The following is a 17,623-nucleotide window of genomic DNA, read 5'->3' on the forward strand; positions in this document are numbered from 1 at the left end:
TATTTGAACTATATAGAATGACGATTGAATGGCTATCTTGACGTGATACACCGGGGGACGACTGACTGGAAAATGTACAGTTAGATGTTCGAAAATAGGGAGCAAGATAAGAACGAAGTGGATAAAGTACAGGTGGAATTCAGTCTCTCAGAGTTTTCTAGCCGAAATGACAAAAACAACTGTCGCTTTTCCATTTATAGCTGGAAAACATGCGAATCTAGCGCAATGAACTGTAGTTTTTCCAGTTATCCCCCACGTTTAGGTCGTCCGTTGTCTGCACGGTTAGCATGGGTCATTCAATGGTTCAACTTATTCAAATGCTTCTCGTCATAGGTGGGTACCTTCTCCGCCTCGGAATCAAACCATGCTTGCTGATAAGCTTCCGGAAATATTTCGCGATGAATGCCGTTGTTGATGACTTTGCCACTTGATGCCCTGAATATGCGAATGAGCGAAACAGCGCTGTGAACGCCGCTTCCTCTTTATTTTGAGAATCCTATACAGCTGTTTAAGCGAGTGACAAGTCTGACATTTCGGTGTTTAAAAGAAAATTGTGAATATTTTCATAGAATATGGAATGAATGAATTCACGCATGGGATAAATAGTGAATGAATAGCTGAAGAACGTTCATTCACTATTTTGCTATCACCATCTAAGATTAGAATAGCAGAACATTGAAGAAGAGGGGGGATGAATCTATTCCATTGGACTTTATGTGAAGTCTCTTAACCTTGACGGTCGAAATGGATCGAGCTTCTTTGAAAAGAATGAAAGCGCTTTAATTATTTGCGCTTTTAGTTTTTATGATTGCTATAACCGCTTGCGTTACTTCTTCCATGACTCCTGAAAGCAATCCTACATTATCTACGTTATAAAAACTAATTTATAATGGGAGTGAAGTCTATTATGAATATGGTTACTAGGGTGAATTACTTGCATCAGCAATCATATCGCTCCTGGTTCGCTAGGGTATTGGTTTTATTGTTAGTTTTTACGTCAATTCCACTAGGTAAACAGGAAGTTTTATCTGCCGCTTCGAATGGATCAATCGTCTATGATTTTAAACAGGATATGAACGCGGGCATAGAGAATACAGGTTGGGAAATAGCTGATATGCATCCAACTTTGATGTTGCCGAATAGGGTTAGAAACCAGAATTACGGCTTGCAAATTCAATCAGGAGAGATTGGGCAATATATTGTGTTTAATATAATTGTTCCGAAAAGCACTTCATACAGGATTGAATTTAACGGAGCAGGATATGGATTAGGGGGGATAGGAGCTATACATATTGACGGGGTCAATATAGGAACGTACAACTTTTTTTCAGCAGACGATAGGGATGACAAAGGTTATGAGACATATGGAATCATTCAATTAAGCAGTGGTGTTCACCAGCTTACATTAGAGGCCGCAGAGATTCCCTTAGGCGGGTCATTGAATATGTATCCAGCTTCGCTGAAGTTAACCCCGATGGAAACGGTAACCGTTTTGGAATCGATTAAATATGATTTCAGACAGGATATGAATTCCGGCATAAATGAATTAGGTTGGGAAATAGCGGATATGCATCCGGATTTGATGTTGCCAGGCAGGGTTAGAAATCAAAGTTACGGCTTGCAAATTCAATCAGGAAAGATTGGTCAGTACGTTATAATTGACATTAACGTTCCGGAAGATAGTCTCTACACAGTGAAATTTAACGGAGCTGGATATGGCGGGGGAGGAATAGGGTCATTATACATTGATGAGTTCAATGTAGGATCATATAACTTTTTTTCGGATGTAGAAATGAATGAAAAGGGTCAGGAAACATATGGAGTCATCGAGTTAAGTCGTGGTATTCATCAGTTTAAGATAGAGGCCACAGAGATTCCCCTTGGTGGGTCGCTGAATATGTATCCGGCGGAATTAGAGTTAGTGAAACAGCCGATATTAGAAGAAATAACGATGAAAGCGGAAAACCACGAATTCATTATTGGACAGCGCACAGCTATGAAATTACGAGGTACCTCTATTGATTCTGCTTATATCGAATATGATTTGAATGCTTTTAATGACGCGATAATAACATTCACAAGTTCAAATGAAGCGGTAGCAAGTGTCGATAATAACGGGGTTGTCACGGCTAAGCAGGTAGGCCAGACGACGATAGCAGTTACGGTAGATTGGGGGGGTGTGACGAAAACAGCTAGTGCGGACATTACTGTGACAGATCAAACATTGCACTTGATTGCTGTTTCCGCTGCACAATCTTCACTTACTATAAAGGAAACTACGAATATCCTTGTAGAAGGCAAATTGGAGGACGGTACGGTTATTCATATGGAAGGTGCAACTATACGCTATGAGAGTCTCGATCCCAATGTGGCAACAGTATCTAGTGTGGGTGTGGTCACAGCTGTGAATACAGGGGAGACAAGGATAAATGTAGAGGCGACCTTAGGTCCGGTGACTGTACAAGGATTTGTGGAGATAACAGTCACAGGTGCTATTTTAGAATTCTTCACTGCAAAGTTGGCGGAGACGAAGTTATTCGTTGGTGATCATCGACGTATTTATATTGAAGGTGTGATGACTGACGGCAGTCCGATAGATCTTGAACAATGCACAATTGAATATAGTAGCAGTAATCCTACTATTGCCGATGTGCAGGATGGAAAGGTAATCGTTCAACAACCAGGCAGTGCGACAATTCATGTGACTTTAACTTTAGATGATGTGGTAAAGACAGCGGAAATTCCAATTACTGCACAAGTGGTTAGTAACAGCAAGACAAGACAAACCTATTATACTCCTGCGAAGATAAGCGCTGCCAGACATAATGTTAATGCGTATTCATGGGCCGGTGCAATGCGAGATGGAGCAGTTGTTGGGGCGGAAAAATATTTGGCGCTTGGCCTTGATTACCTTTGGGAAATGGTTACAACGCAAGATATCCCGCGAAGCTACGCAGTGAATGAAAACAAAGGAAGTCCGATTAGTGGAAATGAGATTAATGGCTATGGGAACTATCCATACAAAGCAGATCCCAACATGCCATGGAAATTAATCGATCCTAGTGCCAAAGATGCCCAGGGTAATAACTATGTATACCCAACTAACGATTTTGGCAAGTACTACGAGAGTGGTTTAGACGAACAAGGCATTTTCCGCAGAGAGCTTGCCAATAGTGAGTTCCTCGTTAACGAATTATACCCCGAGAAGGGGCCAACATGGGGAGTAGACGATGGTTACGGTTGGATAGATGATCAAGGGAACCGCTATACATTTATTGCTTATTATGCACACTGGTATATATGGAAAGGTATTGTTGAGGAATCATTAAACGCATTTAGGGATGCCTATCTTTTTACAGGAGATCAGAAGTATGCGCATGCAGGCATTATATTACTAGACCGAATAGCAGATGTATACCCTGAGATGGATTCCAGTCAGTTTGCGTGGGATGATGGCTTTTTGAATAGCCATGGTGGCACAGGGATGGGAAAAGTGATCGGGAGTATATGGGAGACAAGTTTGGCAAGAAACTTTATTAGTGCTTATGATGCCTTTTTTAACGAAATAGATGACACAGAAGTTATTGCTTTTTTAAGCGGGAAGGCAGAGCAGTATGATCTTGGCGTATTGAAAAGTTCTGGAACAGGTATTCGACGTAATATTGAAGATGGAATACTTCGAGAAATATATCCAGCTGTTCAAAGCGCAAGAATTCGTGGGAATAATGGTATGCATCAGAGCACACTAGCTATGGCTGCGGTGGTGCTTGATCATTTTCCTGAAACGAAGGAATGGCTTGATTTTACTTTCCAAGCTGGAGGTTTAGCACGAAACCCGTGGCGAGTAACCGGCGGTAATATATTGGTATCCATGGTTAACGATGTGGATCGCGATGGGGCTGGCAATGAGGCTGCACCTCAGTATAATGGACTTTGGTTGAATGACTACATGAATGTTGCGGAAATCTTAGACGGCTATGATTTTTATCCTGAAGTCGACCTCTTCAGTAATGTAAAGTTTCGTAAAATGTTTACAGCACAATATCCGTTAATGATGCTTGATCGGTATACGCCGTCAATTGGGGATTCGGGGTACGCAGGTAATCCAGGCTTGAATTTGAATAAGACGCAAATGATACAGGCCTTTGACAAATATCGAGATCCATTATTTGCGCAAATTTCCTATTTTCTCAATCACAACCGTTCAACGGATCTGTATGGCGGTATATTTTCTAATAATCCGGAATTATTAGGGGATGAGGTGCAAGCTGTCATTGACGAGTATGGCCCGCTTCAACTGAATAGCAGCAACTTGACTGGTTACGGCTTTACAGCTTTACGTGATGGAATAAGGACGACGCAAGGACAAGTTGGATATAGCTACTTATTTCCGAACCTCAATATTGCAGAACAGTCCGTTCAAACTAAAGTATACGATAATGTTTCAGCAGTTCAATTGGAAGCAAATGAAGAGGGGCATTCTATCGCATTTTCTTTCTCGGTCGATACTGCTGGTGAATATGAAGTTGCGTTGCGCCCCATTCGCGCGCAATCATATGGAATATACAATGTATATATTGACGATCAGTTTGTAAAAGAATTTGACTTTTATGGATTTTCGAATGAATTAGATTTGCTAACGGTCATGGAGTTAAGTGAAGGTGAACATAGTATTAAATTTGTTAACAGCGGCAAAAGAGAAGAATCGGGAAATTATAAACTAGCTGTGACAGAATTACAATTGAATATTGTTCAGGAAGAGGAAGACATGGCAGGTTCCGTTGATACTATGCGAGGATTATGGATGTACTACGGATTAAACAGTGGTCACGGGCATCGCGACACTCTTAATTTGGGTCTGCATGCTTTTGGTTTGGATCTCGCTCCGGATTTGGGTTATCCAAGATTTGGAGACAGTTTCGATGTAAATAGGTTTGAGTGGGTGAACAATACGGTAAGTCATAATACAGTTGTTGTAGATAAAGGGAAGCAAACCTCACATGTTGTCGGGATTCCACGACATTACGAAGGTGAAGGCAAGGTGAAACTGATAGATGTTGAGGCACCGAATGTATACCCCGATACATCCCAATATCGGAGAACATCTGCCATGATTCAGGTAGATGAGGCAAATTCCTATGTAGTTGATTTCTTCCGTGTAAGTGGTGGAAATGATCATCATTTCAGTTTTCATAGTATGGATGCTGATGTAACGATAGAAGGGGTGGAATTGGTAAGTCAAACAGACAGTGATGGGCAATATATTGGCTCATATGCTGGAGTAGACGTACCATTCGGTAAACGTGCAGACAGTGTGGATGGTACTGGGTATATGGGTAGCGGGTTCCATTGGTTAAAGGATGTAGAGCGATCGGAGAATGTACCACAATCATTCAGCGTAGATTGGAATGTTAAGGATACGTGGAATATATATGGTAATGGACTCGGGGCAGAAACGGATGTACACTTACGCATGACCATGTTGACTGAATTTGATGATGTGGCCTTAGCAAATGGCGTACCGCCTGATAACAAACCTGGCAACCCAGAAAAAATTAAATATTTTATCGGTCATCGCAAAGGTGAAAATTTAGAGAGTCTATTCGCGTCGGTTATTGAGCCTTATAAGAATAGCAGGTTTGTTAGCAGTATCGAAAAAGTGACGGTCAAACAAGATGGTGTTCATGCTGATCCCAATAATGTGCAAGCGATAAAAGTCATTTTGGATAGTGGACGAACGGATTATATTGTATATTCGTTGGATACATCCACGGAATATATAGTCGCCGATACATTTAGATTTAAAGGTTTCTTTGGGGTATACTCGGAAGTAAATGACGAGGTAGTGTATCAATATATTGTTGATGGTACGGTATTCGCCCCAATCGAGAGTTCGGATCAAATAGCTCTTCCTAGAATCGAAGGTAACGTAATCGATTTCACCCGAGATCTTTCATTGCAAAACTTTATCGATATCGACATGGATTTAATGGGGGTGTCGATCGACGATCTTGTTGGAAAATGGATTTACATCGCTAATGATGGCATTCGTAACGCAGTTTATGAGATTAAAGGTGTTATGCCATTAACTAGAGGTTATCGACTGGATCTTGGGGACACTACGCTTATCCGTTCATTTGTTGATGCAAATGACTTTGATTTAGGATATGTCTACGACATTACCGAGGGAGCCGAATTCATAATTCCTTTGTCGAAAGAAAAGGATTATCAGACAACTGAAAGGGATGCTGTCCGGTTGGAAATTGTTGGTATTCCCGCAACACCGAAAGTGGGCAATCATGCTCAAATTAATGTTGCGGCAGTTTATGAAGATGATACAACGATGGATGTTACTGATCTTTCAAGCTTTATTAGCAATAATCCGTATGTAGCTGATGTGGATGAAAGCGGTCTTATTACGTTTAACGAACAAGGAACAACAGAGATTAGTGTAGCATATGGTCAATTGGAACAAAAAATCCATTTAGAGGTAGAGGCTGCTGCAAGCAATGTTATTCCTTCAGTTCTGAACGACGATGCGCATCCCCAGCCGGATGAGAACGGGCATGTGCACATAACGCTGAATGGCACTGAAACGAGCGTTGCTCTTGAGCAAGAGCTGTTGCAACAAGCGACGCAGATTACTATCGTACAGGGTGAAATGGTGCTGATGTTCTCAAAAGAGGCTATCCAACAGCTTTTACAACAGATGGCATCAGCTGAAACGGGTGCAAGCAAGAAAGAACCATTGCTTGTTTCGATACGTGAGAACGAAGTAGACAATGAGTTATTGGCAAAGGCGAGCGATAAAGCGCATGCTGATCTTGGGACGATCAGTGCGATTTATGACATTCAACTATCTCATGCGAATGGCAGTGTGACATTGGATTCGCCACTTACCGTTAGAACAAAGATTGACCCACAAGCAGATCAGTCCTTGCTAGGTGTTTATTTTATCGGTGAAGACGGAGCATTGCTTTACTTGGGCGGTCAGTTTAGCAGAGATGAGGTAGAAGTATCCATTCCTTATGCGGGTAAAGTCGTCGTGTTATCGTATGACAAGTCATTTGATGACGTTGACCCAGCATATTGGGCACATGGCATGCTGAAGCGTATGGCTGCTCTCCACTTAATTGAAGGAACAAGTGAAAGCACGTATGAGCCATTGCGTGCAGTAACACGAGCGGAATTTGCTGCGATGCTAGTGCGGTTGCTTGGACTAGAGGCGGAACTATCTGATGTACATTTCGCTGATGTGAGTACAACGGATTGGTATGCAAGTGCGATTGCAGCAGCGGCGAAAGCGGGAATAGTTAACGGAATGGAGGAAGGGATCTTTGCGCCGAATCGTTCCATCACTCGCGAGGAAATGGTTGTGATGCTGGTACGTGCGTACAATACGGTGGTTAACAGCCCATCTGCACAAGTGTCCGGTTTTACGGATCGCGAGCAAACCAGCGATTGGGCAAGAGCCTCTCTCGATAAAGCCGCAGCACTTGGATTAATTAGCGGCAGAGCGGATAACCTGTTCGTTCCGCAGGGAATTACCAATCGTGCTGAGGGAGCACAAGCGATTTATAATCTACTAGGCTTGTTCAATAACTAAACGGCTTAATAAATGAATATGAAAGGAACTTCGTACATTTCGCTGTAAGCGGGTGTACGGAGTTCCTTTTCATCGTGCGATGAAATTTGATAGGAAGTAAGTTGGCATCGAGTTCGAAATAAAATCTTCTTTCGTTCATGATATAATGCATGTAAATTTATAGGTGTTCGCAGAATGCCGAAAGGGTGAGGGATGATTCGAAGCACGCTACAGAAGCTCAGATGGAGACAATGGCCACTAACTCAAAAATTAATATTGTTCTATATGCCTTTGATTGTTGTACCTGTTGTACTGGGGATGTACTTTGTGACGTCCAACTTTAACCACACAAGCCGGGATATGATGAAGAAAAATACAGAAGACTTATTGGATCTCGTAGTAGAAAAGCTGGATCAAGAATTGCTGGCTATTGAGGATCTTAGCTTACAGTTTTTTGTGGATGTTGAATTAAGCAGTCTGTTGCATGAAAATGCTGAAACCTATTTGCAGAGAGTGAGAATTAAAAGAGATCTGGATAAGCGGCTTCACATTTTATTAAGCGCTTACAAGCCTTATATTACAAGTGCGATTTTGACATGGGATAACAATCAATACGTTTTTGGGCGCCAAGATCCTGACTTATTGCGCCGAGATTATGATGAATTCTATAGAAACATTGAAGAGGGTGCCGGGAGTGTGGCTTGGGAGTTGGATGCGACGAATGAGACCGGGAAGCGACTCCTGTTGCTTGGCCGGAATATCAATCATATGGAGCGCTTTACGAAAATTGCACAAATTGTATTTGTCATTGATCCAGATCTATTGATGCATACGCTGGAAGAGACCAAGATCAGTGAAAATGCGGTGTTCGAATTATATTCTCCAGAGGAGAATCTGATCTTGAGCGCAGGCAAGAAGCAGACAATAGACGAGCATAAACAGTTGATTACTGTAGTGAAAAGTCAACGATTGGGCTGGAAATTGAAAACAGTCATACCTCTGCAACAACTGAATGATCAAATCGATCGAACGATTCAAGTTTCCATTGTGACAACAATATTATGTGTATTGCTTGGTTTAGGCGCTACACAATTAATCGTCATGGATATGCTTATACCAATCAAGAAATTAATGTTGAATATGAAACAAGGTGTGAAGGGAGTAAAACCGCCGCAGTTAAAAAGATTTCGTGGCGCTCGCGAAGTAATTGAATTGAATGATACCTTTATATCCGTCATGTACGAAATTCATCAACTCAATGATGAAGTGATGGCAACGCAGAGGAAAAAGCAGGAAGCAGATATGAGGATATTGCAAAATCAACTCACTCCTCATTTTTTATACAATACATTAAACTCGATCCGTTGGATGGCGATCATTCAAAAGCAGGATAATATTAAGGAAATGGCAGAGTCCTTAACAGGTCTACTTTTCTACTCGATCCGGGATCCGGGACAATTAGTGACTATTCGGGATGAACTGGCTATTCTTTATGACTATATTAATATACAGAATGTAAGATATGAAAATTTCAAATTGACAGAAGATATACCTGAATCATGCTACGAGTTGAAAATACTGAAGTTTTTATTGCAACCCATTATTGAAAATGCTGTGCTGTATGGTATTTCAGAAATCAGTCGAGCCGGAGAAATCAGGTTATCTGCTTCTAAAGAACAGAATCAATTGCACCTGATTATATCAGATAACGGCTGCGGGATGAGCGCAGAACGATTGAAGCAGGTTCGTGAGATCGTATATGGCGGGAAAGACGTCAATCATTTGGGGTTGAAAAACATCCATGAAAGAATCCAATTGCATTACGGCAAGAATTTCGGGTTGCAAATCGATAGCGTGGAAGATGAGGGAACAAGAGTAGAATTAAGATTGCCGATAATAAAACAAACAGGGAGCACACTATGATGAGAACGATCATGATTGTAGATGATGAAAAGCTTGTCAGACTCGGTTTGCAGTCCGTCATAGATTGGGAGAAAAATGGCTATGAAGTGATAGGCGTTTACAAAAATGGTGAAGAAGCTTGGGATGCCATTCAAATACGGAGTCCAGATATCGTATTATCAGATATCCGTATGCCTAAAATGGATGGGATAACCTTGATTAGTTTATTGAAACAGAATTATCCGCATGTCAATGTCATCATCCTAAGCAGTCATGAGGATTATGAATATACACGGAAAGCGATACAATTGAATGTGAAAGACTACCTGTTAAAGCATGAACTTGAACCGGATGATCTTTTACGAGTATTAAGTAGCTTAGAGTTTTTGACTGAGACTGATGAAGTAGAGCCAAGTTCTATTCTTGCACTGGAGAAACAAAAGCTAATGCAATTGATTAAACAACCTGAACATGAAATTTGGCAAAATGAATCATTGCTGTTTACCGAATATCCGTTGCTAGCCGAACCATTCAAGAGAAAGGCGCGGCAGAATTGCTTCTGGTTGTCCTTTCGGCTAGTTTCCAGGAAATCTAGCGATCTGGAGCATGAATATAGAGCGATAGAAGCTCTACTGGAAGAGTTATTCCATCGGTTCGATGCTCATTTTATGGCCAATGAAGCGGGTACATATGCTGGATATATTTGCTCAAGTGATCTGCCCTTGGCGTCAGCCAAAGAGCAAGTCGACGAATTCATTAATGAAATATTTCACTCTACAAAAAAAGTTTTAAACATCGCACTTTACTGCGGAATCAGCTCATGTTTCTCTCAATATGATAGCCTGCCTGGCGCTAAAATAGAGGCCGAGAAAGCATTGGAGCACTTTTTTTATCAGGGAATAGGCGTATATTGGCATGATGAATGGCCTGTCACAAGGTGTTTCTCCGAGGCGGAATGGATTAGGCTATATCACCAAGCGAAGCAATTGATTTGGAATGAACAATTTGATGAATTGTATCTCTGGATTCAAAATCAGTTCGAAACGGTTTTGCCAGTATTGAATACGGAAGAGACAATGAGATTTGTTCAAATGGTCGTTCAGCGTCTGACAGATTATTTGCTTGAACGCTACCAAATGGAATTTATGCGTCAAATAAAGGATGTTCCTTCGTTATATGATCAATTCTCACAATTGCAACTTGCTTCTACGTGTGAGGAGGTATTACAGATTCTGATTGAAGTGTTGCATGCAGGAGAAGAGGTTGTACACGAGTTGAAAGAGAGAAAAAATTGGATTATTAAAACTTATGAGTACATTGAGGCGAATTTTGAACAATCCATACGTCTTGAAGACGCTGCTCGCCAAGTGAATTTTAGTGAAAATTACTTCAGTCAACGATTTCATCAGGAGACAGGATATTCCTTCACGAATTATTTGATGAGATACCGTATCGAAAAAGCCAAGGCCCTATTATTGTTAGATCAGCATTCCACAGATGAAATTGCTAATCAGGTAGGTTACTCCAATCCGAACTATTTTATTAAAGTGTTTAAAAAGATAACAGGCATGACCATATCCGAGTTTAAGAGAAAAAAATGAATATGATCTGAGGATTGGGAACAATCAGAATATAAAGGGCTGAAAAAAGTGAATGAACGCCGATAATACGTTCATTCACTTGATTTGCCGTTCTCGTTAATATGAAGAGTGTAATCAAAAGGATAAGAAAGGGGAGCGCACATGAAACTATTAAAAGCACTTTCAATTGTATGGCTCATTGTTGGTTTGGGTATTGTAACAGCCTGTAGTAGCAGTTCTGAAAAGAATAATGCCAACAGCAGTACTGCACAGGGGGGAGGTAATGCAGCAGAAGTCGATGAGCTGGAGCATATGGATCTATCCTTTTATTTTCCCGGAAGCGCTGACACCGTCATGCCGAGAGGAGATGATGATTTTGTTAAAGCCTATCTGGAAGATAAATTTAATGTATCCATAGCATTTGATACCTTGCCCTTTGGCGATGAATTCAACACCAGATTGAATCTGAAAATCTCTTCAGGAGATGCGCCGGATTTAATGGCGATTTCGGGCACATCCACTGTCCAATTGTTCGCTGATGGCGTGATGGGTGAGATGGGCAGTGATCGGGTAAATCCGAATGTGATGCCTAATTTTTTCAAGTGGGTAACACCGGAAGTGTTCGCCAACTATCAGATCGAAAAAAATTCTACTGCGCGCGGCTATATTCCTGTCAACCCTAAGCCCATGACATCGCTCTTGATTCGTAAAGATTGGCTCGACGCATTGGATTTGGACTATCCCACCAATTATGAAGAGCTGACTGAAGTTGTACGCGCATTCACTCAGGATGATCCTGATGGAAATAACAAGAACGATACTTATGGGTTTAGCGCACCTGGCAACGGCAAGGCGGTCTATCCATACTTCCCGCAATTCAGCTATCACGGCTTGTACAATGTGATGTTTGTTGATCCGAAGACGAAAGACTTTAGAACGGTATATACGGATCCCAAAGTAGGTGATGTGCTGGATGATATAAGAGCATGGATAGATGAAGGTTATGTGGATCCCGATTGGTTTTTGAGCAGTAGCGAAAAAGTAGCTCAAAAATTTGTGGAAGGAAGAATCGGAATGATATGGGATCTCGTCCCTCTTGATTCCGATCCCAACAGCTATTTGAATCAGTTGAAACAATTGTATCCGGACGCAGATGTAAGACCGTTTAATCCCTTCCCGGATCATCCGGTCAATATTAAAATCGAACCGGGTTACAGCTGGTCTATTTCACAAAGAACAGTGGATAAATCACCGCAAAAAATAGATCGGATTATTCAAATTGTGGACTGGTTGTTTAGCGAGGAAGGTTACTTGATGACACATTACGGAATCGAAGACAAACATTACACGCGTAGTGGCAACAAGATTACTTTGATTCCGGAGAAATACGAAGAAGATGTCATCAACAAAGGAAACTTCCTCGTTGCATGGCATGCCTTGACACCAGAACGTTATATTGAGCCGCTTGGTCTGGAGGTCATTGATCCAACCATGACCGAACGTGATCGAGAGGTGATCAACGTTGTTAACGATTATGCTTTATTGCAAACGGCCACAGGGTATATTCCGCCTGAAGGATTTGATTTTGGATCATTCGCAACGAAACGGGCAGAGATTCAGGTGCAATACTTATTTGAGAAAGAGAAGCATCCCGAGTGGATTCCGCTGTTGCATGATTTTCTGACGAATTATGGAGCCAATGATCTGTACAATGCATACGTGGAGCAGACACAGGCAAGCGGCGTTGATGTGAACGACTGGGTATCTCCTACTGGCAATTAAGAAATCAATTGTTTACGAAGGGGGACAATGAATATTGTTCCCTTTCTATACAATATGGAGTGGAAAATCATATGACATTAACAATATTGCGATATAAGTGGTATTACCTAATGATGCTGCCAGGTGTGCTCTATTTCATCATCTTTCATTATGGTCCAATGGTGGGTCTGTTTATTGCGTTTAAGGATTACAATTTGGTCAAGGGAGTGTGGGGGAGCGATTGGGCAGGATTCCAAAATTTTAAAACCATATTTGAATCTCCTGACATTGTACGAACATTGCGTAATACATTAGTGATTAGCTTGTACAGAATTGTATTCAATATGCTTCCAGATTTATTGCTGGCGTTGCTATTGAATGAGATTCGCGTGCAATGGTTCAAGAGGACAATTCAAACGATTTCCTACGGGCCACATTTTTTATCGTGGGTAGTTGTCTACGGATTGACATTTTCCTTTTTAGCGCCGGATTCAGGACTGCTAAGTCAAACGATTCGTGATTTTGGAGGAACCTCAATAGATTTCTTGACTTCCAAAGAGTATTTTAGAAGCATTTTGATAGCTACAGATATTTGGAAAAACACTGGATTTGGAGCCATTATCTATCTGGCCTCATTAGCTGCTATTGACCCGAAGCTATATGAAGCTGCTGTGGTGGATGGAGCTGGACGTTGGAGGCAGCTATGGCATGTTACTCTGCCCGGGGTGGCCAACGTATTCGTACTATTATTAATATTGCGTATCGGCCATATATTGGATGCGGGATTTGAACAAGTGTATATTTTCTATAATTCCAGAGTTTATGAGGTTGCCGATATTATCGACACATGGGTCTTTAGAAGAGGATTGGAGCAATTCGATTTCGGAGTGGCTACGGCAGTTGGTTTCTTTAAAGGGTTTATCGGATTGATCCTTGTCATTGGTGCGAACAAGCTAGCTAAAAAACTTGGGCAATCATCGATATGGTAGGAGGAATTAACATATGTCACTCGTCGTGCAACCAACCAAAAAAGATCGAATGATTGACACCGTACTTATTATCCTTTTAAGTCTGTTCGGTTTGGCAACATTGTTTCCCCTTTATTACGTAGTGGTCATGTCGATAACTCCGTTCATTGAGGTCATTGAAAATGGCGGATTTGTTTTATGGCCCCAAAATGTAACCTTTGACGCCTATAAGCAAATTATGAGCAGTGCACGAATTCCACGCGCGTTAGGCGTGACCGTCATTCTGGCTATTGGCGGCACCTTACTTAATTTACTTGTAACGATGCTATTAGCTTATCCACTCTCCAAAAAGATGATTCCGGGTAGAAACGCTGTCCTTTTTATGATCGTATTCACGATGTTGTTCTCTGGAGGCTTAATCCCATTATATTTAATTGTGAATGCCTTAGGATTAAACAATACGTTATTTGCACTCGTTATACCTGGCTTGGTCTCGGCATTCAACATGCTGATTATGAAATCATATTTCGAAGGATTGCCTGAGGAGGTTGAAGAAGCCGCCCGTATGGACGGATGCGGAGAGCTTCGGACATTGTTCAAGATTATCATTCCATTGTCGATGCCGATTTTGGCTACACTAGGTCTGTTTTACGCCATTAATCACTGGAACACGTATTTCCATGCCATTATGTTTATCACGGACAAGGAATTGCAGCCGATTCAAGTTGTTTTAAGAAGCATGATCGTATCGCCGAATGTAGGTTCGGAACTGCAATTAACCAATCAGTTCCAGGTGCAACGACTACCGCCAGAAACGGTAAAGATGGCAACAGTAGTGGTTACCATCTTTCCGATCATCGTGTTATATCCGTTTTTGCAAAAGCACTTTATGCGCGGGTTTCTATTAGGTTCAATTAAAGGTTAAATCGAATAGGGATGTGAGCAACGATGGAGAATCTTCTGTATTTTGATAGCTTTGTTCAAGTGGGCAAGTTCGGCTACAAGCACCGAGAGCATAAATGGAGCACCGAACATATTCTCGAGGAAATGGACCGTTGCGGGATTGCCGGAGCGCTTATCACGCATGGTCTGGCCAAGACTCATTCCCCGCAATATGGCAATCGGCTGCTGGATGACGAATTGGCCAAAAGCCCGCGATTGTTTGGCTGCTGGACGATATTGCCCGACCACATGAATGATTTTCCGCCGCCGGAGGAATGGATCGACATCATGCGCGAAAAGGATATTCGTGCCGTGAAGATTTTTCCCGAATCCCACTACTTCACACCTGATGCCCGCACGATGGATCATGTGTTCTCCGCTTTGGCATCGGCCTCCATTCCTCTGCTGGTCAATGCTTCGGAAGTCACGTTGCCGATGCTTGAGGGGATCCTTCAACGGCACAGTGATTTGACCGTACTGCTGCAAGGACAAAGCTGGAGTATGGAGCGAAAGCTGTTCCCGCTTATGGATGAATGTACGAACTTGTGCATTGAATTCTCCAACCTGCAGAGCAACAGAATTGTCGAAATGGCCTATGAGCGGTTTGGGGCGGATCGCCTGTTCTTCGGAAGCGGCATGCCCATGAAGAGTCCTGGAGCAGCTCGGGCCTTCATAGACTATGCTCGCATCCCCGACGATGCCAAGCGGAAGATCGCAGGGGGCAATCTGATACGGCTGCTTGGCGGTGTACTGCCTCCGCCGGCGCCGATGCCCGATCAGGACGAGGTCACGCGGCGAGCTTCCCGCGGTCTGCCGATTACGATACCGGTACTGGATTCCCATACCCATCTGATTGAGGAAGGAGGAGGGACAGGCAGCGGGTTCCCGATGCTGTACGGCGGTATCGAAGATATGGTCGATTTGTACCGTTCCATCGGTATCCAGAAGATGTGCATCGCCCCTTGGGTCGGCATCAACGGCGGCGACTCGGAGAGCGCGAACGCCATCTCAGAGAAGACCATCCGTCAATATCCCGACATGGTGGAGGCATTCGCGTTGATTGATCCCAATTATACGGAAAATGTAGAGAAGGAAGCCCGAATATGGCATCAAGAGAAGAAATTCAAGGGCATTAAGCCGTATTATTACTTGTCGCGTAGGCGATATACGGACCCGGTATACGCGCCATGGTGGCGAACTGGCAACGAGCTTCGATTATTCTCACTGGTCGATCCGGGACTGATTAACGACAGTGACTATGTCGAGCAGATCGATGAACTAGCCACGACCTATCCTGATGTCAATTTCTTCATGGATCATGCCGGCCGTACGTTCGAAGTTGCGGAATTGTATGCGCAAGTGGCCAAGAAACACAACAACGTCACTCTTCAGCTTACGTATACTTCCGTCACGTTAGGCGTCATCGAATATCTGGTGCGCGAAGCAGGCGCGGACAAGATTCTATTCGGTACCGATTCGCCGATGCGCGACCCGCGTCCTCAGGTAGGATGGCTGGCCTATGCCAATCTCTCGCTTGAGAATAAGAAAAAGATATTCGGGGGCAATTATCAGCGCATTCTAAATCGTTGTTTAATCTGAAAGGGGAAAATGGATCAATGAGAAAAATCGCGTTGCATGGCGGGACTCCAGTCATGAGTAGTCCGGTTAACGCCAATTATCCCGGAGCTCTAGTTATGGGGGCGGAAGAAGCCGAATCGCTGGTCAAGATCGCGACGGCGCGTTCTCCGTTTCGATATTATGGGATAGACATGCAGCATCAGGTGAGAAGATTCGAAGAGGACTTTGCCGCTTATATGGACGTTCGATATGCACTCGGTGTTACCTCGTGCACAGCTGCGCTGCACGTGGCGATGAAAGCGCTTGAGATCGGCTACGGCGACAAGGTAGCGGTACCCGCAATGACGTTCCTGGCCACGGCCGGGGCGGTCGTCGCATCGAACGCGGTACCCGTATTTGTGGACGTTGACGACAGCATAGGGATGGATCCGGCCGATCTGGATCGCAAGCTTGGCGCCGATCCCGAGATCCGAGCGGTCATCATCGTTCATTTGCTGGGGTATCCATGCGATCTGGAAGGGCTGATTGCGGTTGCGAAGAAGCACGGTGTGCCGGTTGTAGAGGATGTTGCTCAATCTTGCGGCAGCTCTTACCGAGGCAGACGGTGCGGCACATTCGGCGATATAGGGGTGTACAGCTTCCAGATGAACAAGATTATCACATCTGGTGAAGGAGGCGCTTTGGTTACGAACGATCCTCGCTTGTTTGCACGCGCGGTGCGTTTTCATGATCAAGGCATCATTCGCGATAAGGAGTATTACGGGGTGTCCTCTCCTGAGGAGGAAGACGCATTCATAGGATTAAACTATCGGATGAGTGAATTTACGGGAGCGGTTCTTGTGGAGCAACTGGCGAAGCTGGACGACTTGATCAAGAACATGCGTGAGGTTCACGATATTCTAGTACACCGCATATCCCAGCAATTGCCCGATCTGCAACTGCGCAGATTATTCGATGCCGACGGTGCAGCGGGTTGCTCCTTCGCTATCCAATTGTCGAATGAGACGAAGGCGCAAGCGATGATTGAAGGTCTGAATGCGGAGAATATCACCGCTTACCTGTTATATGAAGGGAAGCCGCTGTTCAAACGCGATATTTTTCAGCACCGACGTTCGGCCGAGAAGCATGGTTTTCCATATCACTATCCGTTTCAACAGCCGCTCGATTATTCCGACGAAAGCTGCCTGAAAGCGATCGAGCTTAGTCCGCGCACCGTATTTATGCCTATCGTGCCGACACTAACGAAGGAAGATGCGGAAGCGATGGCGAAAGGTATTGTATCCGTATACAGAACGCTGTTGAAATGA

8 protein-coding genes are annotated in these 17,623 nt (G+C 43.3%); all 8 read left to right on the forward strand.

The annotated features are described in order from the left end of the window. The first annotated feature begins 907 nt into the window (after positions 1–907). On the forward strand, positions 908–7,606 hold the full coding sequence (locus ACFQ2I_RS03220) for an S-layer homology domain-containing protein (protein ID WP_377562152.1): 6,699 nt from the start codon (positions 908–910) through the stop codon (positions 7,604–7,606). 192 nt (positions 7,607–7,798) lie between these two features. Beyond that, positions 7,799–9,508: a sensor histidine kinase gene (locus tag ACFQ2I_RS03225; protein WP_377562154.1), complete on the forward strand. Its 1,710-nt coding sequence runs from the start codon at positions 7,799–7,801 to the stop codon at positions 9,506–9,508. Further along, positions 9,508–11,088: a response regulator transcription factor gene (locus tag ACFQ2I_RS03230; RefSeq protein WP_377562156.1), complete on the forward strand. Its 1,581-nt coding sequence runs from the start codon at positions 9,508–9,510 to the stop codon at positions 11,086–11,088. The genes ACFQ2I_RS03225 and ACFQ2I_RS03230 overlap by 1 nt, the downstream gene beginning before the upstream one ends. A 141-nt stretch (positions 11,089–11,229) precedes the next feature. Further along, a complete protein-coding gene (locus ACFQ2I_RS03235) occupies positions 11,230–12,849 on the forward strand; it encodes a hypothetical protein (protein ID WP_377562158.1) in 1,620 nt (539 codons plus the stop codon). A gap of 110 nt (positions 12,850–12,959) precedes the next feature. After that, entirely contained in the window at positions 12,960–13,817 is an 858-nt protein-coding gene (locus tag ACFQ2I_RS03240; protein WP_377562159.1) for an ABC transporter permease, read from the forward strand. A 13-nt stretch (positions 13,818–13,830) separates the two neighbouring features. Beyond that, positions 13,831–14,721 (forward strand): carbohydrate ABC transporter permease, encoded by an 891-nt coding sequence (locus tag ACFQ2I_RS03245; RefSeq protein WP_377562160.1) that lies wholly within the window; start codon positions 13,831–13,833, stop codon positions 14,719–14,721. A 23-nt stretch (positions 14,722–14,744) separates the two neighbouring features. Further along, entirely contained in the window at positions 14,745–16,337 is a 1,593-nt protein-coding gene (locus ACFQ2I_RS03250) for an amidohydrolase family protein (RefSeq protein ID WP_377562161.1), read from the forward strand. Between the two features lie 17 nt (positions 16,338–16,354). After that, on the forward strand, positions 16,355–17,623 hold the full coding sequence (locus ACFQ2I_RS03255) for a DegT/DnrJ/EryC1/StrS family aminotransferase (protein ID WP_377562162.1): 1,269 nt from the start codon (positions 16,355–16,357) through the stop codon (positions 17,621–17,623).

The organism is Paenibacillus chungangensis, from assembly GCF_042675905.1.
Taxonomy (GTDB): Bacteria; Bacillota; Bacilli; order Paenibacillales; family Paenibacillaceae; genus Pristimantibacillus; species Pristimantibacillus chungangensis.

Excerpts from the sequence above, each read along its gene's own strand:
- ACFQ2I_RS03250 (WP_377562161.1), top strand. The coding sequence starts at position 14,745 with ATGGAGAATCTTCTGTATTTTGATAGCTTTGTTCAAGTGGGCAAGTTC.
- ACFQ2I_RS03255 (WP_377562162.1), top strand. The coding sequence starts at position 16,355 with ATGAGAAAAATCGCGTTGCATGGCGGGACTCCAGTCATGAGTAGTCCG.
- ACFQ2I_RS03220 (WP_377562152.1), top strand. The coding sequence starts at position 908 with ATGAATATGGTTACTAGGGTGAATTACTTGCATCAGCAATCATATCGC.
- ACFQ2I_RS03245 (WP_377562160.1), top strand. The coding sequence starts at position 13,831 with ATGTCACTCGTCGTGCAACCAACCAAAAAAGATCGAATGATTGACACC.
- ACFQ2I_RS03235 (WP_377562158.1), top strand. The coding sequence starts at position 11,230 with ATGAAACTATTAAAAGCACTTTCAATTGTATGGCTCATTGTTGGTTTG.
- ACFQ2I_RS03225 (WP_377562154.1), top strand. The coding sequence starts at position 7,799 with ATGATTCGAAGCACGCTACAGAAGCTCAGATGGAGACAATGGCCACTA.
- ACFQ2I_RS03240 (WP_377562159.1), top strand. The coding sequence starts at position 12,960 with ATGATGCTGCCAGGTGTGCTCTATTTCATCATCTTTCATTATGGTCCA.
- ACFQ2I_RS03230 (WP_377562156.1), top strand. The coding sequence starts at position 9,508 with ATGAGAACGATCATGATTGTAGATGATGAAAAGCTTGTCAGACTCGGT.